This window comes from Veillonella sp. 3310, from assembly GCF_003999875.1.
Taxonomy (GTDB): Bacteria; Bacillota; Negativicutes; order Veillonellales; family Veillonellaceae; genus F0422.
In genome coordinates, this window is sequence record NZ_RQVJ01000001.1 from 390,007 (window position 1) to 412,428 (window position 22,422).

Genomic DNA, 22,422 nt, shown 5'->3' on the forward strand with positions numbered 1-22,422 from the left:
ATACTCCCTTCTATGATTTCTTAATAGATAGAGCCAACTTAGCAATTTCTATAGCTGCCTCAGGCTTTCCTAATTGTAATGTGGCTTGTGCCATACGTTCGCGACATCCCCGATCCGCTAACATTGCATCTACCGCTTGTAGTAATCTTGTGCCATCTAATTCTTTATCTACAATCATCGTAGACGCACCTGCCTCTACGAATACTTTTGCATTAAATGTTTGATGGTCAGCAGCTGCATAGGGATAAGGAATTAGGATAGATGGTATGCCACGTACAGCTAATTCTGCTAGCCCTATAGCTCCAGATCGGAATATGGCCATATCTGATGCAGCCATAGTCATATCCATATTGTCTAAGTAAGGAACAATATGTGATGTTGGACTGTAAACCTCTCCTTCATGTATGCCTAATCTTTCACAAACCCGACTGTATTCATCAGTACCTGTAGCATGGATAATTCTAATATCCTCTCTACCTTTGTATTGTTCATGAACGGCTTGCATCGCTGTATTAATACTCCGTGCACCACGGGATCCACCAGCCACTAAGATAGCTGTTTGATTATCTTGTAAGCCAAAGTACGCTCTAGCCTCTTCTCGATTTGCTGTCACTACACTAGGGCGCACCGGATTACCCGTATATACAACTTGCTTTGCACTTGGAAAATGTCGAGCTGCTTCTTCATATCCTACAGCTACCACATCTACAAATCGACTTAAAATTTTATTTGTTATTCCTGGCACTACATTTTGTTCTTGAATCAATGTAGGAATTCCACGTAAAGCAGCTGCTAATAGTAAAGGACCACATACATAACCACCCGTACCAATAACAATATCTGGTTTAAACTCGGAAATTAACTGATTTGCTTTCCACAAGGAAGACAGTGTTTTACCTGCTGTTACCAATGTATCTAAGGATAATTTACGTTGCAATCCTTGCACAGGTAATGTAGTAAATGGAATCCCTTCTTTAGGAACAATCCTTGACTCAAGTCCTCTTTCAGTCCCTACATAAAGAAAGTTAGCATCTACCATTGCTTCTAAAGTTTTATAAATCGTGAGAGCTGGATAAATGTGGCCTCCAGTACCTCCACCTGAAATCATGATATTCATGTATGACCCCTTACAATCGTTCTACTAATCTTCTGAAATGATCGCCTCTATCTTCAAATCGTGCATACCAGTCAAAACTTGCACAGGCTGGAGATAATAATACTACATCCCCATCTTCCGCTATACGAGCACTTAAGGATACTGCATCTTCCATAGATTCACAACGATGAATATGAGGTATCCCCACTTTTACTGCAGCTTCAGCAAAGCGCTGTGCTGCTTCACCAATAAGAATTAGTTCTTTTACATTGGTTTTTACTAGTTCCATCATATCTTCTAAGTCGGTCATTTTATCCTTACCGCCTGCGATCAACACAAGAGGGGATGTAAAAGATTCTAAGGCTTTAATAGTAGAATCCGTATTGGTTGCTTTAGAATCGTTATAGTACGTAACTCCATTTAGAGTACGAATCCGTTCTAAGCGATGTGCCACACCATGGAATTTTGCAATAGCTTGATATATATCTTTTACAGGCACACCCAATGCGTAGGTTAGGGCAATAACACTCAAAATATTTTCAATATTGTGAGCCCCTGGAATATGGATATCTTTTGTCGTAATCACTGGCACTGAGTTACCATGCATCACTGCATAGCATGTATTGTTTTCAAAATACGCTCCATCTGTGACAGGTCGTTCTTGACTAATTCCTAACACATGCCCTTTTACTCGTTTTGCCATATCCGCTACAATAGGAGAATCAAAGTTTAATACTGTCCAATCTCCTAATTCTTGATTACGGAAAATGTTTTCTTTCGCTTCTTGGTATCGTTCCATTGTTTTATGACGTAACAAGTGGTCTGGAGTCACATTTAGCAAGATAGCCCCTTTCGTACGGAACTTATCAATACTCTCCAATTGATACGATGAAAGTTCAGCCACTAACACACCTGTTTCAGGCACTGCCAAGGCTTGCTCACTAAGAGAATAGCCAATATTACCACCTACATAGACATCCCATTTAGCTTCTTTCAGTACTTCTGCTAGTAAAGAAGTCGTTGTAGTTTTACCATTCGTACCTGTCACACCTAAAATAGGAGCTTTTGATACTTCATACGCAATCTCCACTTCTCCTACTACAGGAATATTTCTTTTTTTCGCCTCTTGAATGATAGGTATCTCTAAAGAAATACCAGGTGATACAACCACTCTCGTAGCCGTATCAAGTAACACAAAATCTTGTTGCCCTGTAATCACTTCTATATGATTCTCTGCCAAACGCTGGCTTTCAGCTGGATCAAAATCAATTTTTTTATAATCATTAAGCGTCACTGTAGCGCCTAATTTAGCCAATGTGTGGGCCACGCCAATACCACTAAGACCGGCACCCAATACCAATACATGCGAACCTGAATAATCCATTCTAACCACCTAACCCTATATGCAAGAATAACGGCTCTTATTAGTAGAGCCGTAATCTATATTATTTCATACTTAACAGTGCAATGCCTAACAAAGCCGTTACCAAAGAAACAGCCCAGAATACATATACCACTTTTCGCTCACTCCAGCCACCTAATTCAAAGTGATGGTGAATTGGGCTCATACGGAAAATACGAACCCTTCTAGTTTTAAAAGAGGCTACCTGTAAAATAACAGATAATGCTTCTACTACAAATACAAAGCCTATCACAATTAATAGAAGTTCTGTTTTTGTAGCAATGGCCATCCCCGCAAAAGCACCACCTAATGCTAGGGAGCCTGTATCACCCATAAATACTTTCGCCGGATTTGCATTGAAATATAAGAATCCCAAGCAAACTGCACTCACAATGATACCAAAGAAAGTGACACTTAAGGAACCTACTAATAATCCTACCACTGCAAAAGCCGCTCCTGCAATAGCAGAAATACCAGTTGCCAATCCATCTAAGCCATCTGTTAAGTTAACAGCATTCGTTGTCCCCAAAATAATGATAAACGCTAATACATAATAGGCGTAACCAAGATCTACAGTGATATCCACTAAAGGAATCCACAAAGTAGTTGGCAACGCTGCATAAGCGATAGAGATATAACAAAATACGATAGCTAGCACCGCTTGACCTAGTAATTTTTGTTTTGCTGTTAACCCTAAATTACGGCGTTTCACAGCTTTAATAAAATCATCACTAAACCCTAATGCACCATGACCTAATGTTAAAAATAATAGCATCCACAATGTTACAGAATAGGGTGGCACTATGCATACAGTTATAACTAAGGCTAGCATCATAAATAAACCGCCCATTGTAGGTGTCCCAGCTTTAGCTAAATGCGCCTGCGGTCCATCTTCACGAATCGACTGTTGCGCTTTCAGTCGTTGCAACAGAGGAATCCCTATTTTACCGAATACTAATGTACTTATCAGGGCTAAGCCAAAGGCTACTGCATAGTCCATATTCATGTCACATGTCTCCTTACTTATTCATGTCGTTCTTTAAAATCTTCTATAATACGTTCCATTTTAAGGCCACGAGACCCTTTCACTAGAATCACATCACCGTCTTGTTTTACATCATAGTAGGTATTGGCAATATCAAGATGACTCTTTCCTATATAGACATAAGGAACACCTGCTTGTTTCGCCACAGAAGCAGTTATCTTCATCATATCACCAAAGGTAAATACCATATCATACTGTTCTTCGCCGAGAATCCTGCCAATCTCCTCATGAGCTGCTTTAGAATGGTCACCTAACTCTAACATATCTCCTAGCATAGCAATTTTACGAGTCCCTTGCAACTGTCCCATAGCACGAATGGACTCTGCCATACTATTGGGATTGGCATTATAGGCATCGTTCAAAACTGTGAAAGTTGGAAATGCTACAATCTCTTGTCGCATAGAAATCCCTGGAAACTCCTTAAAAGCCTCCACAATTTCTGCTTTTGGCACACCTAAAATGATACCTACTGCAATAGCAGATAATGCATCATATACATTGTGAATCCCAATCATTGGCAAAAAAACATTCCAATCACCCAATGTATCATGAACGGTAAAATTAATCCCTTTCGATGTATATTCTAATTGAGTCCCTTGTACGTGAGATCCTTCTTGTATACCATAAGTCATAACGTTTGCATCCGTTACCTCTTGCATAGGCAATACAAAAGGATCATCATGATTTAATACAGCTGCTCCCGTACTTGGTAAGGCTTCAATCAATTCTTGCTTCGCTTTTCCAATATTTTCTTGAGACCCTAATAGTTCAATATGGCTAGTGCCTACATTGGTAATTACACCTATTGTAGGTTCCGCAATCTCCGCTAATTCTGCAATTTGACCAAGTCCACGCATCCCCATTTCAAGTACGCATACATCATGGTCTTCTGTTAATTGTAATAACATTTTCGGAACACCGATTTCGTTATTATAATTCTTCTCCGTTTTAAGCACTGTAAAAGCTTTTTCTAACACAGCGCTAATCATTTCTTTTGTTGTTGTTTTTCCAGAAGAACCAGTAATCCCAATGATAGGGATAGGAAAGCGTCTACGATGATAGGTTGCTAACTGCTGATAGGCCCGTAACGTATCTTCTACTTCAATACAAACTAAGCCATCAATGGTTTTACCACGTTTCACTACAGCACCTGTAGCACCGCGTTCTTTAGCAACTGTTAAAAAGTCGTGACCATCAAATGTCATCCCTTCCAATGCCACAAATAAACCATTTTTTCCAATCGTCCTTGTATCTGTCGATACATCAGCAAAGGTGCAAGCACTTATTTCTCTACAAGTTCCTTGTGTTGCCTCTAATACTTCTTGCACTGTAAATTGTGCCATATTATCTCTCCTTCAAGGCTTCTCTTGACACTTCACGATCATCGAAGTGGATCGTTTCATCTTTTAAAATTTGATAATCTTCATGACCTTTACCTGCAATGATAACTACATCTCCTGTAGTTGCCTCTTTGATTGCCTTATGAATTGCTTCACGACGGTCTACAATGACTTCATAAGTGACACCATCATGTAAACCTTCTTTCACACCCACCTCTACATCTTTTACGATTTGTACAGGATCTTCTGTACGAGGATTATCGGATGTCACAAATACGCGATCTCCAAGTTGCGCTGCAATACGTCCCATGATTGGACGTTTCGTAGCATCTCTATCTCCACCACAGCCAAAGACCACTAAGATGCGATTTTCTACAATTTTCTTCGCTGTTTGTAGTATATTTTCTAATCCATCTGGTGTATGAGCATAATCTACAACGACTGCAAAATCTTGCCCTTCTTCGATTAATTCAAATCGACCTGGCACAGCTGTAAAAGTAGATAATGCTTTCACAATCTGTTCCATCGTCAACCCTTCATATAATGCAGCGCCTACGGCAGCCAAGGTATTATACACATTGAACATACCTGCAATTTTCGTAGAAATTGGGTACATTTTTCCATCATAGGATAAAGTGAATTGGGAAGATTTAGCAGTAATCGCTAAATCAGAAGCATTCATTGTACCTTTGCCTTCTGTACTGTATGTAATCATAGGTGCTGTTGTCACATCTACAATCGCTTGACCATAGGCATCATCTACATTAATAACAGCGCCTTTACCTTCTTTCACCTGATAGGAGGCACTAACTTGTTTAAATAGCTTAGCTTTTGCCTCTAAATAATTATCGAATGTCTTATGAAAGTCCAAATGATCTTGCGTTAAATTAGTAAATACAGCTGTATCATATTCTACACCCGCTGTACGTCCCAATGCTAGTGCATGAGATGACACTTCCATAATACAATGTGTTACACCAGCATCCACCATTTGTTGTAAAATTTGCTGCAAATCTGCTACGTCCGGTGTGGTATTGTGAATTGGGTACGATTGGTCATCAATCAAAATATGTACGGTCCCAATAATCCCCACTGTGTAGCCTTGGGAGCGCAACATATGACCAATAATATGAGTCGTTGTAGTTTTACCATTTGTTCCTGTTACACCAATCATACGCATTTTAGAAGCTGGGTAATCATAGAAAAATGGTACAGCATCTTGCAAGGCTTGTCTTGTATCATCCACATAGAGAACTGCTACATGTTCTGGCACGGCCACAGGTTTCGATGCAATAATCGCTACCGCACCATCTTCCACTGCTTTTTCAACAAAGTTATGCGCATCCACTGTGGCGCCAACTAAACAGATAAACAAACTACCTTCTTGTACCGTTCTAGAGTCAGCTGTAATATGGCTAACAACGGATGTCAAAGGACCTTCTACCTTCGTAGGAGATACAACTTTCACAATTTCTTCCACTCGTTTCATATTGATTCCTCCAATCATAGAGAAAGCAGCCCAAAAGGACTGCCTTCATCATTCTCTAATATCCTTTTTCATCGTCACTTTGCGTTCTTCCACTGTGTTTTTGCTAGTGTAAACGAAATTATCTGGTAATACCATGCCAAGTTTTTGTTGCGCTATTTTTTGAATGCGCGTAGGAGATCTTAATTCTGCTAAGCCTAAATTATATTCATAATTAGTACGATTCTCTAACACAATTTGTTCTTGTAAATTGACTGTTTCTTTACGTGCATTTTCTGTTACACCTGTTAAGAGCAAACAAGCCAACCCTAAGACCATCGCCATTAGTACAGTTAACAAACACTGGCGCATATCTGGGGTCAAATCCCAAATGAATGCTTGTGTTTTTACTTTTTTCTTTCTGACCGGTTCTACATAAGGCGCTGATTGCTCCCAATACGCAGCCTTTCGTACTAACATAATAATTCCTCCCAACTATAATTTCACGGCTACCCTCAACTTGGCACTACGGGACCGTGGATTCTCTTCTACTTCTTTGTGACTTGGCTCTATAGCCTTATTTTTCGCTTTTACAACGGGTACATGATGACACACACACACCGGTAAATTCGGTGGACATGTACATCCCTGCGCTAACTCTTTAAACGTTTGCTTTGTAATTCTATCCTCTAAGGAATGGAAAGTAATCACTGCAATTCTTCCACCTGGTTGTAACATGGATACAGCATCTACAAATGCATCATGCAAAATTTGCAGTTCCTGATTCACTTCTATGCGCAGCGCTTGGAATGTTCGTTTTGCTGGATGTGGTCCATCTTGCCTAGCCTTTGCAGGTATGGCACGTTTAATGATATCCACCAACTGAAAGGTTGTCACTACAGGAGCTTTTTCTCTAGCTTCTAGGATGAATTGAACAATTCGTTTAGCCCATCGTTCTTCACCATAGTCCCAAATAATACGATATAAGTCTTCACTAGAATAGGTATTCACGATAGTTTCTGCCGTTAAAGCTCCCGTTTGATTCATACGCATGTCCAACGGACCGTCTTGCATATAGGAAAATCCTCGATCCGCCGTATCTAATTGATGACTAGATACACCTAAATCAAAAACGAATCCATCGACTTCAAAAATACCTGCCTCGTGTAACGCTTCTTTTAAGTTAGAGAAATTAGTTTTGATGACTTTCACCTGGCAAGTCAAATCAGCTAATCGCTGAGATGCTGCCTCTAATGCCGCCACATCTTGATCTAAACCAATCATCATGCCTTCTGAAGATAATCGTTCACCGATAGCATGGGAATGTCCCCCACCACCTAATGTACAGTCCACATAGGTTCCATTTGGTTTAATCGCCAATCCGTCTAGCGTTTCATTGAGTAATACACTCACATGATGAAAGTTCATAATTCCTCACTTAAAATCCAATATCATCCAAATCAAGTTCTTCTGCCATAGCCTCAATATTGCCGTAAATTTCGTTGTTATAAGCATCCCAACGAGTTTTACTCCAAATCTCGATGCGTTCACCATTACCAACTACAACCACGTCTTTTTTCAACTCACCGTGGGCTCGAAGATTACTTGGTATCAACACACGGCCTTGTTTATCAAACTCAAGGTCTGCTGCACCACCTACAAAAAACCGTACCAAACTACGTTGGTTCGCTTTATTGGAGCTTTTAGAACTTAATTTTTTTGCTAGCTCTTCAAACTTTTCTTGTGTATAAATGGCTAAGGTATTGTCAAAATATCGTGTTACAACACAAGTGTCCCCCAGTTGCTCACGCATTTTGGCAGGAATGATCATGCGCCCTTTACTATCGATTGTATGTGAAAATTCACCTTTAAACATAGCAAGGACACCTCCTTTTCTCTCACCTATTTGCCCTATTTACCACTATATGGTAAATTTTACCACAATTCCCCACTTTTCACAACAAAATAACCACCCTTTTTATAGATATTTATACACTTTTTTCCTACAATTTGTTAATAGCGAACACTTATTTAAATATTTATGTATATGTTCGTATATTTCGTATAAAATCGAACATTTTTGACTACCCATTAAGGTGGGGAAAAGTGGGAAAGTTTTTCCATTTTTCTTCATTTTTAACTCTACCAACAATATAACGAGGCATCTCTATCCTAAAAAAATGAGACTATGAGCACCATTAAAACATATTTAAATACCAAGTAGAAAATAAAAAAGATAGCCAAATCATAGATTCAGCTATCTTTTTTCATCGCTATAATAACTATTCAATTGTCTCTATCTTTTCTCTATTTTTATAATTGACCCACTCGTTTCATTGCATCATAAATTCGTTGTGCCAATCCAGTAATTTGTCGTTTTGGAATGGAGCATACAGCAATACGAACACCACCAGATACAGGAATTAAAAATACATTTTCCTTTTTCAATTCATCTGCCAACGCTTTCGGATTATCGCTTGGAATCGTTGCAAAGAAACCACCCATATATGGCAACATTGGTAAGCCGATTGCTTTTCCTTCACACTCTAAAATACCTGCCCGTTCTTCTACAAGACGAGAGTAACAATTACGTTCTTCTTCATAGCATTTTAATTTCTTAGGTTCAAGCACAATATTGGCTACTGTACGCATAGCTGGTCGATTAATATTAGACCATGTACCACGGGATGTCATTTGATTAATATCAAAAAACTCCTGTGCCACTTCTTTATCAGAAGTAATGCCCAACATACAGCCAACACGTTGACCGTACATAGTAAATCCTTTGGAAATACTGTAGCATACGACTGTTAAAATATCTTTTGACAAATGTTCAAATTTCTTAAAGAATCGGCGCACCTCTTCTTTAGGACCAGAGAAATCAATATACGCAGCATCAACTCCAATAATCACTTTGTTTCTTCCTGCACTTACTAAACGATTCGCAAGCACTAATACTTTATCCCAATCGCTGTCACATAGAGAAAAACCTGTTGGATTATTACCAGGTGTGTTAAAAATAACTAAAATATTCTCTTGTTTCTTAGCTATATCTAATACTAAGGATTCTAACGCCTCAAAGTTGAACTCATAGTTCTCATTGAATAGAGCGTAGGTAAGTAATTCGCGTCCATTGTCATGGCATATTTGTTTGTACGCACCCCAATACCAATCTGCAGTGATTACCGTATCACCCAACTCTGTATAATTGTGAACTAAATGATGAATCCCACCTGTACCGCCAGCTGTGGCTATTCCTTCAATATAGGCATCAGGTCTAGATTGACCGAAACATTCTTGTTTACATGCTTCCACAAACTCTTTTAATCCCTCAATCGGTGCATATGCAACATATTCATTACGTGGCAAATTACGAAACTCATCTTCTACCACTTTTAAGAAAACAATATCACCATTTTCATCTAGGATAGATCCGACAGTTCCATTTAACACGTTTTCTTTGCCATATTGTCTTACTGCCTCTTGGGCTTGTGAGTTTGTTGCAAAGATCACATCATTTGCTTTTTTCCCACGCGCTTGTTTTGCTGCCATACTCATAGTAAACACCTTCCTATAGTAGTTATACATTTATACTTATATTATTAGTTTACAAGAAAAATGGTTCTCCTACAAGACATGTAGCTTATGTATACACAATAGTTTTTTCTACTATTCAACTTTTTTATATTTTGATAAATATCTCCTGTTCCCATATCTAGTATATAAAGGTGTATATATGCGTTTATATAACTTTTTCTGTATATTTTTATGATATCATATACGCTGATTTCTCTTTGTAACAACTATGCATTCAAAATAAAGAAAACAAAAAGCAGATACACAACCACAATGGATTGTATATCTGCTATCTTTATATAGTTATCTGCCAAGGTCATTACACCTGTGTTAAATCCTATATATATCTTTATATATATTTCTCTAAAATATTCAAGATAAAAATTAGGGAATTATTCCACTTTTCCGCCTAAGTACGCTTCCATCACTCTAGGATCGTGACGAATCTCTTCGGCTGGTCCGGAAAGAACGATTTTACCCGTTTCTAGTACATATGCATAGTCAGCAATTTTCAAAGCTTGACGCACGTTTTGTTCTACCAACAACACTGTCGTTCCTTCAGCACTGATTTCCTTGATAACCTCGAAGATTTCATTCACCACCAATGGTGCCAAACCCATGGATGGTTCATCCAGTAACAACAATTTAGGACGAGCCATTAAAGCACGGCCGATAGCAAGCATTTGTTGTTGTCCACCAGACAAAGTACCACCTAATTGGTAACTACGTTCATCAAGAATAGGAAATCGCTTGAATACTTTTTTAATATCATCGTTGATTTCAGCATCCTTACGAATATAAGCGCCCATTTCAAGATTTTCATAAACACTCATATCTTGTAAAATTTGGCGCCCTTCTGGAACGAGGGAAATACCAGCTTTCACAATATCATGAGTTTTCATAGATGTTATATCCTTACCTTCAAAGGTAATGCGGCCTTCTGTTGGTTTTACCAAGCCCATGATGGAACGCATAGTTGTGGATTTACCGGCACCATTGGCACCGATCAAAGATACAATGGACCCTTGAGGAACTTCTAAGTTAATAGATTTTAATGCTGTAATATGACCATAGCCAGCCACTACATTTTCAATTTTTAACATATTATTCCTCCTTTCCTAAGTATGCTTCAATAACGTCTGGATGATTTTGAATTTCCTGTGGCGTTCCTTCTGCAATTTTTTTACCGAAGTTTAACACCGCCAAGCGGTCACAAATATTCATCATCAACGCCATATCATGTTCAATGACTACCACGGTAATGCCCAAATCACGGATTTTACCGATTAATTGGCGCAACACTTCTGTTTCACTATCGTTCATACCGGCTGCTGGTTCATCTAACAGAATCAATTGTGGATGCGTTGCTAAGGCACGAGCAATTTCCAAACGACGTTGTTTACCATATGGTAAGGATGTGGCTACTTCTTCTGCATCTTCTTCTAATCCAACGAGTTTTAAAAACTCATAGGCAATACCACGGCAACGCTCTTCTTCAACTCGTTGACGTTTCGTACGGAAGAAACTAGATAACACACCAGAACCCGTGCGACAATGCATACCTGTCAATACAGTTTCTAACGCCGTCATATTACCGAACAAACGAATATTTTGGAATGTTCTAGCAATCCCCATTTCCACTGTACGATGCGGCTTAATACCCACCACATTCATACCATCGAACACAATATTGCCAGTGCTCACCGGGAACACGCCTGTAATTAAATTAAACAGCGTCGTTTTGCCGGCACCATTCGGTCCAATTACACCAAAGACTTCCCCTTGGTTCACTTGGAAGGTAACCCCTGTCAAGGCAGCCACACCGCCAAAGCTTTTACTTACATCATCTAATTGTAATAGCATGGGTACCTCCTATTCTTGACCAGACTTACTTTGCGCTTTATAAGCTTCAAAGCGTTCTGTTAACACTTGCGTTTCTGGAATATATGCTTTCTTTTTCACGCCTAATTTACGGTAAATTTTGTCCATCAAATCTTCTGTCAAAATACCATCTGGGCGAACAGCCATCAAGATGACTAGTAATGCGCCATAAATAATATCCCTATAATCTGCTAAGAAACGTAATACTTCTGGTAACAATGTCAAAATGAAAGAGCCTAGTACAGACCCCCATACTACATTGGAACCACCAAATACAGGGAACAATAAGATTTGTACTACTTTGTGATAGCTAAAATCTGTAGGGTTAATGAAGTTTGTAATATGTGCATACAAACCACCACCAATACCAGCAATAAAAGCACCGATTACAAAGGCTAACATTTTGTAATACACCACATTGATACCCATCAATTCTGCTGCATGGTCATCAGCTTTGATAGCTTGGAACGCACGCCCTACACGACTATTGTGGATACGTAAACAGAACAATATCACTAGCGCTAGAATCACTAATAAGATAATGATCGTTAACAAGTTACCCCATGTTAATGCGTCGATGTCTAACAAACCGTCCATATCGAATTCATAGACGTAGTTTGTTAATTCTTGTGCAATCGCTGGAATCCCAGAAAGGCCCAAAGCTCCATTGGTTACTTCTAAGTTCAAAAAGATAACACGTACTACTTCACCAAAACCTAGTGTAGCAATAGCCAAGTATAAACCTTTCAAGCGTGTAGTTGGTAAACCAATCACAACAGCGACTAATGCCGCTACGATGCCACCAATGAAGATAGCAATTGGAATCGGTAACTCCGCTTTCAGAGTAAGCAAAGCACCCACATAGGCACCTACGCTCATAAAGCCAGCCGCACCCAACGTCAACTGTCCTGTAGAAAGGGTGAAGAAAATGGAAATACCCATGATAGCATTGATGATGAAGAACATCACAATTTGTAGATAATATGGATTTAAAATTTCACTCATGGTCGTCCCCCCTTATCTTTGGATCCGAATAACCCTTGTGGTCTCCAGAATAATAAGAGAATGATTAAACCGAAGGCTACAGCATCACGGTACGAAGATGCCCCATAAGCTACGGAGAATACCTCAGATACACCTAAGATGAATCCACCTACCATAGCACCGGTAATATTACCAAGTCCGCCAAGGATTAACACCGCTAACCCTTTAAATCCGATAACAACACCCATCATAGGCTCTACGGCATCGAAGGATAAGCCAACTAATACACCAGCAGCAGAACCTAAGGCGGATGCTAACATGACTGTTACGGAAATAACTAAAGTTGGATTAATCCCCAACAAGGATGCTGTTTCTGTGCTCAAAGATACAGCACGAATAGCTTTACCGATTTTAGTCTTTTTAATGAGTACATTTAAAATCAACATTAACACAATGGATACACCAAGGCCAATGATTTGAACCATGGAGATTTTGAACATACCAAAATCGATAAGTCCACCGATAAAGTCTGGTGGGAATGAACGTGTTTGTGGGCCCCATACAAGCAAGGCTACACTTTCAATAAAAATAGAGACACCAATTGTAGAAATTAATGGCGCCAAATGGGATACGTTTTTCTTACGAAGTGGACGAAGTGCCACAAATTCTAATAGATATCCAAGAATTGCCCCTACGACCATAGCCACAAGGATGGCTACAAAGATATTAACTTCAAAGACTGTCACCATAAATAAACCCACGAAGGCACCTATCATAAAGATGCCTCCGTGAGCCATGTTGATGATGTTCAACACACCAAACACGAGTGTCAATCCGATGGCTAATACCGCATAGAGACTGCCTAAAGTAAGGCCATTCACTAATTGCTGTAAAAACATCGTGTTACTCCTATTTTTGTAATGCGTCAAACTGACCGTTTTTAATTTGTAAAACTTGAACTTCCATAGATGGGTCACGTTTTTCGTTAAATTGGAATTTACCAGTTACCCCTACGAAGTCTGTAATACCTTTTAAGGCGTTACGGAATTTTTCGCGATCTGTAGTAGAGCCTGCTGCTTTCAAAGCTGATTCATACAAGAACACTGCATCATATGCTTGTGCTGCGAATTGATCTGGTTCATGACCATATTTTTCTACATAGGCTTTGCGGAAGTCGCGAACTTTTTGGTCATCTTTGTTAGGGAACCAAGGTGTACCTACGATCGCACCATCAGCAGCGGCACCCGCATTTTTAATGAACGCTGGGCTGTTGAAACCATTGGAACCTACTACTGGTTGGTTCATGCCAAGTTCACGCATTTTTTTCATAATCAATGCACCTTCTTGGTACAAAGAAGCAACGATGATAATATCAGGTTTTGCTTGTTGGATTTTAGTCAACTGTGCAGAGAAATCTGTATCTTTATCAGCAAATGTTTCTGTCGCTACAATTTGAACCCCTTCAGATTCCAATGCTTTTTTAGCAGTATTATTTACAGATACCATTTGGTCATTGTTGTTGGAGTACATAATCGCTGCTGTTTTAAAGCCTAATACTTTGTGAGATTGACGAATCGCTGCGTCTACTGCTAAAGATTCTGGTACGGCATTACGGAAAATGTAATCTCCAATATCAGTGATACCTTCTGCAGTTGTAGAAGTACCCAATGCTACCACTTTATTTTTGTTAGCAATTGGGCCTGCTGCCATCATTTCACCTGATAACATAGGTCCAATCACAGCTACGACTTTATCTTTTGCAATGACTTTATTCATCGCATTGATTGCTTCGTTTTTGTCACCTTTTGTATCTTCCACTAACAAATTGATTTTTACATTGTTAGCATCGCCATTAATTTGTGCTACTGCTAACTCTGCACCATTTTTAATGGATTCGCCATAGGCAGCTGCTGCGCCAGACGTTGTTGTCAATAAAGCTACTTTTGCTTCATTTGCATTGTTTGTTGATGAACTATTGCCACCGCAACCAGCGATCGCCGCAGCTAAAATAGCCGTAGCACCCAATGCTAGTGCACGTTTGAACATGGATTTTTTCATGTTACAACCTTCCTCCTTAAAACTCTATCTTACGGATTTTCTGTTTCTGAAAGCCACCTCAATCTTTTTCTCTTTATCAGATTAAAACACAAATGACAATTCTATAGAAACCCTATTCTTATCTATTATGAATGTAACATGAGTAGTTTGTCAAATATAATTATAAGAATTTATATATGAGTTTATTTAGTAAACTAGTCACGTATATTTTTCTCATTTTTGTATTTGCATAGTGGACAAATATCTTTTTTTGAAAAGCAAATATAAAAATAGATACGTTCCATTACCAAGTATGTCCTTTTTTAAAGTATACCCCGATCTACTACTTAAGCATATTAAAACTGGCGATGAAAGTGATCACTCTCATCGCCAGTTTAACACAGTTGCAATTTTATTTACTATGTATCAATAAAATTTCATCATTATTTAGTTTACAGTATATAAATAATCATATTGTTCTTGTGTCAATGTATCTAAATCGTAACCCATAGATTGCAATTTTAATTTCGCAATTTCTGCATCTACTTCATATGGCAATACATGTACATCATGTTCCATATCTGCTCCATGGTGCAAGATATATTCTGCTGCTAAGGCTTGCATTGCAAAAGACAAGTCCATGATTTCTGCTGGATGTCCATCACCTGCTGCTAAGTTTACAAGGCGGCCTTCGGCTAGTACATACAATTGACGGCCATCTTGCATATGGTAGGCTTCGATATTTTGGCGTACTCGTTCATGAGATACTGCCATGGCTGCTAAGTCTTTCACATTCACTTCGCAATCGAAATGTCCCGCATTACAAAGAACAGCGCGGTCTTTCATCACTGCATAATGTTCTTCCGTGATGACATCCTTACAACCTGTGACAGTACAGAAAATGTCACCGATTTTAGCAGCTTCCACCATTGGCAATACTTTGAAACCATCAAATACAGCCTCGATAGCTTTAATTGGATCCACTTCTGTTACATACACGTGGGCGCCTAAGCCTTTGGCACGAAGTGCCACACCTTTACCGCACCAACCATAACCAGCAACGACTACATTTTTACCTGTTACCGTCAAGTTCGTAGTACGCATAATACCATCCCAAACAGATTGGCCTGTACCATAGCGATTGTCGAATAAATATTTACAGTTGGAATCGTTAACTGCAATCATAGGGAATGTCAATTGTTCCGCTTCAGCAAGGGCTTTCAAACGATGTACACCTGTAGTGGTTTCTTCACTACCCCCCAATAAACGTTCTTTCGCATCTTGACGAGTCGTGTGAAGTAAGCTTACTAAATCGCCACCGTCATCGATGATGATATGCGGTTTATGATCCAACGCTTTGTTCAAGAACATCGTATACTCTTCGTCTGTACAATTGTACCAAGCATAGACAGTTAGACCCATGTCCACAAGTCCTGCTGCCACATCATCTTGGGTAGATAATGGATTGGATCCTGTAACGATAACATCAGCACCACCACGTTTTAACACGGTAGATAAATAGGCAGTTTTCGCCTCTAAATGAACAGATACAACGATGGTTTGACCTTTGAAAGTTTGTTCTTTTTCAAAACGGTCTCCTAATGTGTTTAAAGTAGGCATAAAATTAGCTACCCAGTCGATTTTTTTACGACCTTCTGCGGCTAAGGAAATATCTCGAATTAAAGATTGCATTGGCGTTCTCCTTTTAGATTCTTCATGATAAATTATAATTGAAAGCCACCATACTCAGCCATACGATGATGGGCTGGATAATCTGCATTCACATCGATGCCTTTGATGACTTCTTTCACTAGCGATTGCAATTGTTCTGCCATTTGTTGCATCATATCTACTACTTCCCCATGAGTCAAGGCAGATTCAGAAATGCCCGCTGCATAGTTAGTGATCATGGAAATTGTCATATATGCCATTTCTGCTTCATTAGCTAAGGTCACCTCTGGTACATTTGTCATGCCCACTGTTTGGCCACCTAACATAGCATACATACGAATTTCAGCAGGAGACTCAAAACGAGGCCCCTCTGTACATACGTAGGTGCCGCCATTGTGAACCGTTAAGCCTAGAGATTTTGCGGCACTTTCAACAATAGAACGCAACTCAGGACTATATGGTTCCGTTACATCCACATGTGCCACCGGACGATCTCCACCTTCGTAGAATGTATTCACACGGTTTTTCGTAAAGTCTAAAAATTGGTCAGTCAACACAAAATGACCAGGTCCAAATTTTTGATCCAAAGAACCTACCGCTGTGGTAGATACGATAAAATTAACACCTAACTTTTTCAAGCCCCAAATATTAGCACGATAATTAATCTTGTGTGGTGGAATCGAATGATCACGGCCATGACGGGCTAAGAAGTACACCGTCTTACCTTCATAAGTGCCACATACATAATGAATCTCACCATAAGGTGTCATCAAAGACGATTCCGTCATAGTTTCAAACATATTTGGATCGTACACACCGGTACCACCAATAATAGCAATGGCTGACATATAGTTCCTCCTTGTGAAAGATAGAATTCATATTACATAACTAGTATATCATAAACGACCTTTAATCTAGGTATAATCAATTATATGTAAAAACTTTTATGGACTATAAAAAATACATATAAAAAACTACTTCATCATGCCAAAATACTGTATAATTTTGTCATTTATCAAAGTATACACCAGTTTTAATTGTTGTTTTGGAATATTCATGTATTTTTCCATCATAGAACGCATATTAGCTAAGATTTCTTGGCAGTCTTTACCTTCACTAGCTTCACGTATATCCTCTTGTGTAATAGTAGCAATTTCGTGCGCTACTATATTTCTAACATTCTTTAAAATCGGGGTAAATATTTTTAGACTATTCACTAAATCAGATCTAGTATAGGAATGAAACTGTATCATATTAAGCATATGAAAAAAGGATAGTTCAAAATCTTTAGTTTCATAATTTAACTGATTCATAGAACATTCCCAGGACTTATATAGATCAGGATATACTTTAGATAGTTTGATATGATCTACCATCCCTCTACGACCTCTAACCTCAATGTTTCTAAAATTAACTCCATATATATCTTTAAGAATACATTTCATAAATTGAAATAAGTAAGGAGTCAATTTCACTATAAAATCTTGATACATCCCTTTTTCAATACGAATTTGTGCAATATATAAATATTCAATTAAATTTCTAATCTCCACTTTTGAAGAAGGTATAAAGTGTGTAATACTTTGTTTCAATTCTTTAGGTATATAGGTCAGAGATTTATCATACTCGAAAGCACTTCGATACATACTATGTTGTAATAGCTTACCTATTACATCGAGATATTCCTTATCCTGCTCCTCAGCTAGTATCTTATATTCTTTGAATACCTGGATCGCTTGTTTATATTCATAAGCTTTTACTAATGATATACATCGTTCTTTTAAAAAACGTCGTTTGATGATTTTTAAAACTGGTTCATGACAGCGATTAATTGTCCCTAGTTCATTATCAAAGTTACATTCTATCACATAATCAATATCTTCATTACCTTGTAAGGCATGTTCTGTTCTATTGGAACGCTCAGTAGGTGTATCAACCTGAACCCCAATTGTATCTAAATTTTCAATCGCAATGTATGTGAGTAACTGACACATTTGTGGTGTTCCAGATGTTAAGTTGATTAAAAACTCAGCCTCTGAAAACTCATCTTTCAATTTATAGAATTCCTCTACTAAACTATACAATGTATCAATTTTGTGAACTTCTTGAAGTTCTGTTTTGATTAACCTTACCTCACACTGTGGATTTACATACAAAATCGCTTTTGTATATTGCTGATTACGCTCTTCCTCATCCACCATTTCTTTTGATAGAAATAAAACGGCCATGTCTGGTTTATAATGACGAATGATATGTAACATTGCTCCATCATAACAGCCACGAATAGGATCTGTAGTTCCTATTGCAGAATATAATATTTTCATAATACACGCTTCACTTCTTCTAACTCTATATCCAACGCTCCCATACCGACAGCTACCTTAATTCCACAACCACATAAGGAGCCATAATAACATAGCATCGCGGCTAAATTAGACAAAATCATATTTCGTTTACAAATCAATATATAGTTTCCTTGAAAGCCTGGAATTTTAGTTTGTTCCAAATAAAACTTTTGTAATCGCATACGATAGTCCGCTACATATATGTTATCACACAGAGCTTGAAATAACTCTTCGTCATCATATACATCTGAAGTACTGAACGCATTCCATTTTTTTAGAAAACTTCTCATGATTCTTTCAATATTGGGAAAGATCTCATAAGCTTGATTTACCTTAAATGAAGTTGGTGTTACAAATGTAATATCTACTTTTTTATATTGCTTAGTGTCACCTAAAAATGATTGGGCTATACTGGCATAATCTGTTTCTAATACAACGCGTCTATCATCTATGATTAAACTCCCATTTTTTTGTATGAGCTCTATAGTAGAAGATACATCCCATAATGGCGCAATCAACTTCTGTATACTCTCTTCTGATAAAGCAGTAATTCTCCATACACTAGTATTACGCTCTTTATCATAGTACACATATTGGTGATATGGTGGTATCTGTGTAGTATGTAAAAATGTAGCATATTCTGTAGAGATATATGACATAATCACACCATGTAACACACTTCCTAATGATTGAGCAATTTTCTGCCCATTATCTAAGTGAATATCAAATTCTATGCCTTTAATTTCAACCGTTTTCAAGATGTAACTTCACGCCTCCAAATATATAATCTTTTCCTTTATACTTCGTTAGCTTTAACGTTCGAGGGGAAATGATTCGATCCCTACGATGTCCATTACCTAAAATTGATTTTACCACATTAACTTCATATCTATGATCATCAAACAAAGGTATGAGTAATGTTTTGTGTAAAAATCCAATACTATTTCCTATTAGACAAGTAACACTTTCTAAATCGTGTATACATGATTGTTCAATATCTCCTCTAAAAACTTGCTTCCATCGACTTAATAATCGTTGCGTATGCATTTCAACAATTTTCACTAATTCAGTTACGGAGTGTATTCCTACTTTTCGTAATTCCTGAATATTAACACTCAACATACCTTCTAACTTTGTATTTGGCGTAATACACTCTCTATATAAAGATAACGTATTTCTTTTATATTGTCCTGCTACAGAATCATATCTAGGTAAAATATACGTAGTCATTTTATCCTTTGATGATAAAATAACATCTGATACTGAAATACTATGAAATAGCTTTTTTGCACCATCGTTATGCCATTTTCCTGTAGATTCTTTTATACAAGATAGTATTAAGATATCCAAAGCTTTTCCATACTCTCTTATACATCTACGAAGTTCTCTATCATTATTTGAGGCATCTATAAGTTTTTTCTGCCATTCGCGACGAAATACTTCATTATTTTCTACTATATAAGCTATCACAGCAGAAATAATAACTCCCTTTAAGGAACTACCTGGAATATACGGCATTCCATCAAGATCAGTCATACATAAGTTTACATTATTCAATGATCGCTTAAATATAGAACTTTTAACACAACGCAATTGGCGTTTTGAAACACTAGATAACACGGTATCATTGGGAATACCGATAGTCCGTGCCATCCATTCATAGATAGTTTCTTTTGTATATCCTGATGTATAACTTTTAATATATGCTTCATAGTCAGCAAGTTTATGTAACGAATATAGATATTGAAACCATTTTTTCTGATTTAAAATATATACCTCTTGATTGGAAGCATCCAAAATATAGTCAAGCACTTTTGCTACTTGTCCATTTCCAATAGAAACTGGTGTGATTACTTCTAATGTAAATGGGATTGTAATCGGCATGGATTCACTACTCATCAATATTCACCCCCAGCCAAAATCCTTTCATATATTTATAAATTGGATGTGAGATTTGATCATGACATAGTTCTATCACTTGTCCCTCTAGTTGTATAGGCATACAACTTCCTTCTTGCAAGGCATAAAAAGAATTTCGTTTATACGGGGCTTCTATAGATTCACTATATACAAATCCACTTCTCCTCATCAATTTATACGAACCTTGACTCAGTGTTTCAATTTCATCCAACTTAGGTGTAATTGCACTAAGAGACATATATGTAGACCCTTCTTGATGTAACAAATGATATAATGCCGCATCATCTTCACCACATAAAGGTAATTCGTCTAACTCGAACTCATCCTCTAATATAAATTGTCCATAACCAGAACTCCGTTTTCCACCGATTCCTGTATAACTTAAGGATTCAAAAATTGTTCTAACTCTTTCTATATCCGCTTCATTTTTGACCCCAAGAATACAATATAGCCCTGTATCAGGCACGAACTTAAAAGTTCCTACTACATAAGGCTTACTGCTATCTTCTCGTAATGCTACTCTTTGAGATGTGAGGAACTGTCCAAAAATAGGTTCATCAGTTACTCCAGAAAGTGAGTACTGACCAAACTCATTATATAGATTAGATGCACGTACATAACCTATTTTCTTTATTTTTTTCTGTTGTTTTACTTGTTCTTGTAATATTGAAATATTAGTAATGGTATCATACTTTCTATGTCCCACATAAATTGGACGTGGTACAAATAACTCTAACTCTTGACTTAGATTTTTAAATGGAAAAAGACTTGAAATTTTTATATACCCCAATCGTAAGGACTCCAGAAACCACTCTACTTCTGCTCGATTATAGCCAATTTCATTCACACAAGCAGACACAAATGTATCTGATGATATTGTGAGTTGCACTTTGTCTAGCGAACCGCCTTCGCTCGTATTCCCAAAATGTACTGAACTGGTGAATGTAAATGGAAAGATATAATATCTCATTACATCACCTTAACCTTGTAAATAAGCTTCACAACGTTCACTTAATTCAGAATCATCCGGGAAAGTTTTTACTGTAATATGTTCAATAGACACACGTCCATAACCTCGAGTACCATGCCCTCCAAGATAGTCTAGTTCCAATAAATTTAATCCAAAACGTAACGTTTGCAAGTCTTCTTCAATCTCCGCTTCATCAATAACAGTATATACTAAGTGGAATCCAAATTTTGTTCCTGCTGGCACTCGCTCTATTTGTCTAGGAGTAGCTTTACAAGTATTACGTTTGATACTGTTTTCGAATTTTACTTCCCCCATATAAGTATCAGTTTCAATTGATTCAAATACACGTTTACTATTATCAGTTACAAATAAGTCCTGAAACTGTAAACGAGAGATAGTTTGAGGGCTTGTAGAGCCAAATAATCGTTTTATCACTTTATCATCATCATTTATGTCCTTTACAAAATACGTTTCACTTCTAAAACGAGCCAATAAAATTCGAAGTTTCCCTTTTAAAGAACTACCAGGAATAATTGGCTCTTGTGTTAGTATATCTCTTACAAATGGACTATCTACTGACCCAATTGGAGCATAATCACTGCCTCCTCCTATATGCATTCCTGTTTTTATAAGTAATTCACCTCGAATGATAATTTTTTTTCGCAGTACATCTTTGGATCTTTCATTCAT

General features: G+C 37.7%; 21 protein-coding genes. All 21 read right to left on the reverse strand.

Features of this window, described 5'->3' with window-relative positions:
* Positions 1 to 10: 10 nt before the first annotated feature.
* The 21 genes from murG to csm3 all read right to left on the reverse strand — a co-directional run bounded on the left by murG (position 11) and on the right by csm3 (position 22,422).
* Positions 11 to 1,117: an undecaprenyldiphospho-muramoylpentapeptide beta-N-acetylglucosaminyltransferase gene (gene murG, locus EO127_RS01995; RefSeq protein WP_127447800.1), complete on the reverse strand. Its 1,107-nt coding sequence runs from the start codon at positions 1,115 to 1,117 to the stop codon at positions 11 to 13.
* Between the two features lie 10 nt (positions 1,118 to 1,127).
* Positions 1,128 to 2,480 (reverse strand): UDP-N-acetylmuramoyl-L-alanine--D-glutamate ligase, encoded by a 1,353-nt coding sequence (gene murD, locus EO127_RS02000; protein WP_127447801.1) that lies wholly within the window; start codon positions 2,478 to 2,480, stop codon positions 1,128 to 1,130.
* Positions 2,481 to 2,541: 61 nt separating this feature from the next.
* On the reverse strand, positions 2,542 to 3,504 hold the full coding sequence (mraY, locus tag EO127_RS02005; protein WP_127447802.1) for a phospho-N-acetylmuramoyl-pentapeptide-transferase: 963 nt from the start codon (positions 3,502 to 3,504) through the stop codon (positions 2,542 to 2,544).
* Between the two features lie 17 nt (positions 3,505 to 3,521).
* Entirely contained in the window at positions 3,522 to 4,886 is a 1,365-nt protein-coding gene (gene murF / locus EO127_RS02010; protein WP_127447803.1) for a UDP-N-acetylmuramoyl-tripeptide--D-alanyl-D-alanine ligase, read from the reverse strand.
* 1 nt (position 4,887) lies between these two features.
* The gene (locus tag EO127_RS02015; protein WP_127447804.1) at positions 4,888 to 6,372 is read right to left on the reverse strand and encodes a UDP-N-acetylmuramoyl-L-alanyl-D-glutamate--2,6-diaminopimelate ligase; all 1,485 of its coding nucleotides are present in this window, start codon (positions 6,370 to 6,372) and stop codon (positions 4,888 to 4,890) included.
* A 48-nt stretch (positions 6,373 to 6,420) separates the two neighbouring features.
* A complete protein-coding gene (locus tag EO127_RS02020; protein WP_127447805.1) occupies positions 6,421 to 6,828 on the reverse strand; it encodes a hypothetical protein in 408 nt (135 codons plus the stop codon).
* A gap of 15 nt (positions 6,829 to 6,843) precedes the next feature.
* Positions 6,844 to 7,776 carry a 16S rRNA (cytosine(1402)-N(4))-methyltransferase RsmH gene (gene rsmH, locus EO127_RS02025; RefSeq protein WP_127447806.1) on the reverse strand — a complete coding sequence of 311 codons (933 nt, stop codon included), beginning with the start codon at positions 7,774 to 7,776 and terminating at the stop codon, positions 6,844 to 6,846.
* A gap of 10 nt (positions 7,777 to 7,786) precedes the next feature.
* On the reverse strand, positions 7,787 to 8,224 hold the full coding sequence (gene mraZ / locus EO127_RS02030) for a division/cell wall cluster transcriptional repressor MraZ (protein ID WP_127447807.1): 438 nt from the start codon (positions 8,222 to 8,224) through the stop codon (positions 7,787 to 7,789).
* Positions 8,225 to 8,661: 437 nt separating this feature from the next.
* Positions 8,662 to 9,906 carry a pyridoxal phosphate-dependent aminotransferase gene (locus EO127_RS02035; RefSeq protein ID WP_127447808.1) on the reverse strand — a complete coding sequence of 415 codons (1,245 nt, stop codon included), beginning with the start codon at positions 9,904 to 9,906 and terminating at the stop codon, positions 8,662 to 8,664.
* A gap of 410 nt (positions 9,907 to 10,316) precedes the next feature.
* Complete coding sequence (locus EO127_RS02040; protein WP_127447809.1) at positions 10,317 to 11,027, reverse strand: ABC transporter ATP-binding protein; 711 nt, start codon at positions 11,025 to 11,027, stop codon at positions 10,317 to 10,319.
* A 1-nt stretch (position 11,028) separates the two neighbouring features.
* Positions 11,029 to 11,787 carry an ABC transporter ATP-binding protein gene (locus EO127_RS02045; RefSeq protein WP_127068790.1) on the reverse strand — a complete coding sequence of 253 codons (759 nt, stop codon included), beginning with the start codon at positions 11,785 to 11,787 and terminating at the stop codon, positions 11,029 to 11,031.
* Between the two features lie 9 nt (positions 11,788 to 11,796).
* A complete protein-coding gene (locus EO127_RS02050; protein ID WP_127447810.1) occupies positions 11,797 to 12,810 on the reverse strand; it encodes a branched-chain amino acid ABC transporter permease in 1,014 nt (337 codons plus the stop codon).
* Positions 12,807 to 13,688, reverse strand: coding sequence for a branched-chain amino acid ABC transporter permease (locus EO127_RS02055; RefSeq protein WP_127447811.1), 882 nt, complete (start codon positions 13,686 to 13,688; stop codon positions 12,807 to 12,809). Before EO127_RS02055 ends, EO127_RS02050 begins: the two co-directional genes overlap by 4 nt.
* A 10-nt stretch (positions 13,689 to 13,698) precedes the next feature.
* Entirely contained in the window at positions 13,699 to 14,847 is a 1,149-nt protein-coding gene (locus tag EO127_RS02060; protein WP_127447812.1) for an ABC transporter substrate-binding protein, read from the reverse strand.
* Positions 14,848 to 15,273: 426 nt separating this feature from the next.
* Positions 15,274 to 16,518 (reverse strand): adenosylhomocysteinase, encoded by a 1,245-nt coding sequence (locus EO127_RS02065; protein WP_127160232.1) that lies wholly within the window; start codon positions 16,516 to 16,518, stop codon positions 15,274 to 15,276.
* 32 nt (positions 16,519 to 16,550) lie between these two features.
* Positions 16,551 to 17,345, reverse strand: coding sequence for an S-methyl-5'-thioadenosine phosphorylase (gene mtnP / locus EO127_RS02070; protein WP_127447813.1), 795 nt, complete (start codon positions 17,343 to 17,345; stop codon positions 16,551 to 16,553).
* Between the two features lie 126 nt (positions 17,346 to 17,471).
* Positions 17,472 to 18,821, reverse strand: coding sequence for a hypothetical protein (locus EO127_RS02075; protein WP_127447814.1), 1,350 nt, complete (start codon positions 18,819 to 18,821; stop codon positions 17,472 to 17,474).
* Entirely contained in the window at positions 18,818 to 19,600 is a 783-nt protein-coding gene (gene cas6 / locus EO127_RS02080) for a CRISPR system precrRNA processing endoribonuclease RAMP protein Cas6 (protein WP_127447815.1), read from the reverse strand. The genes EO127_RS02075 and cas6 overlap by 4 nt, the downstream gene beginning before the upstream one ends.
* Positions 19,587 to 20,741, reverse strand: a complete 1,155-nt coding sequence (csm5, locus tag EO127_RS02085; protein ID WP_127447816.1) for a type III-A CRISPR-associated RAMP protein Csm5 — start codon at positions 20,739 to 20,741, stop codon at positions 19,587 to 19,589. Before csm5 ends, cas6 begins: the two co-directional genes overlap by 14 nt.
* Positions 20,734 to 21,732 (reverse strand): type III-A CRISPR-associated RAMP protein Csm4, encoded by a 999-nt coding sequence (csm4, locus tag EO127_RS02090; protein WP_127447817.1) that lies wholly within the window; start codon positions 21,730 to 21,732, stop codon positions 20,734 to 20,736. The genes csm5 and csm4 overlap by 8 nt, the downstream gene beginning before the upstream one ends.
* Before the next feature lie 9 nt (positions 21,733 to 21,741).
* On the reverse strand, positions 21,742 to 22,422 hold the full coding sequence (gene csm3 / locus EO127_RS02095) for a type III-A CRISPR-associated RAMP protein Csm3 (RefSeq protein ID WP_127447818.1): 681 nt from the start codon (positions 22,420 to 22,422) through the stop codon (positions 21,742 to 21,744).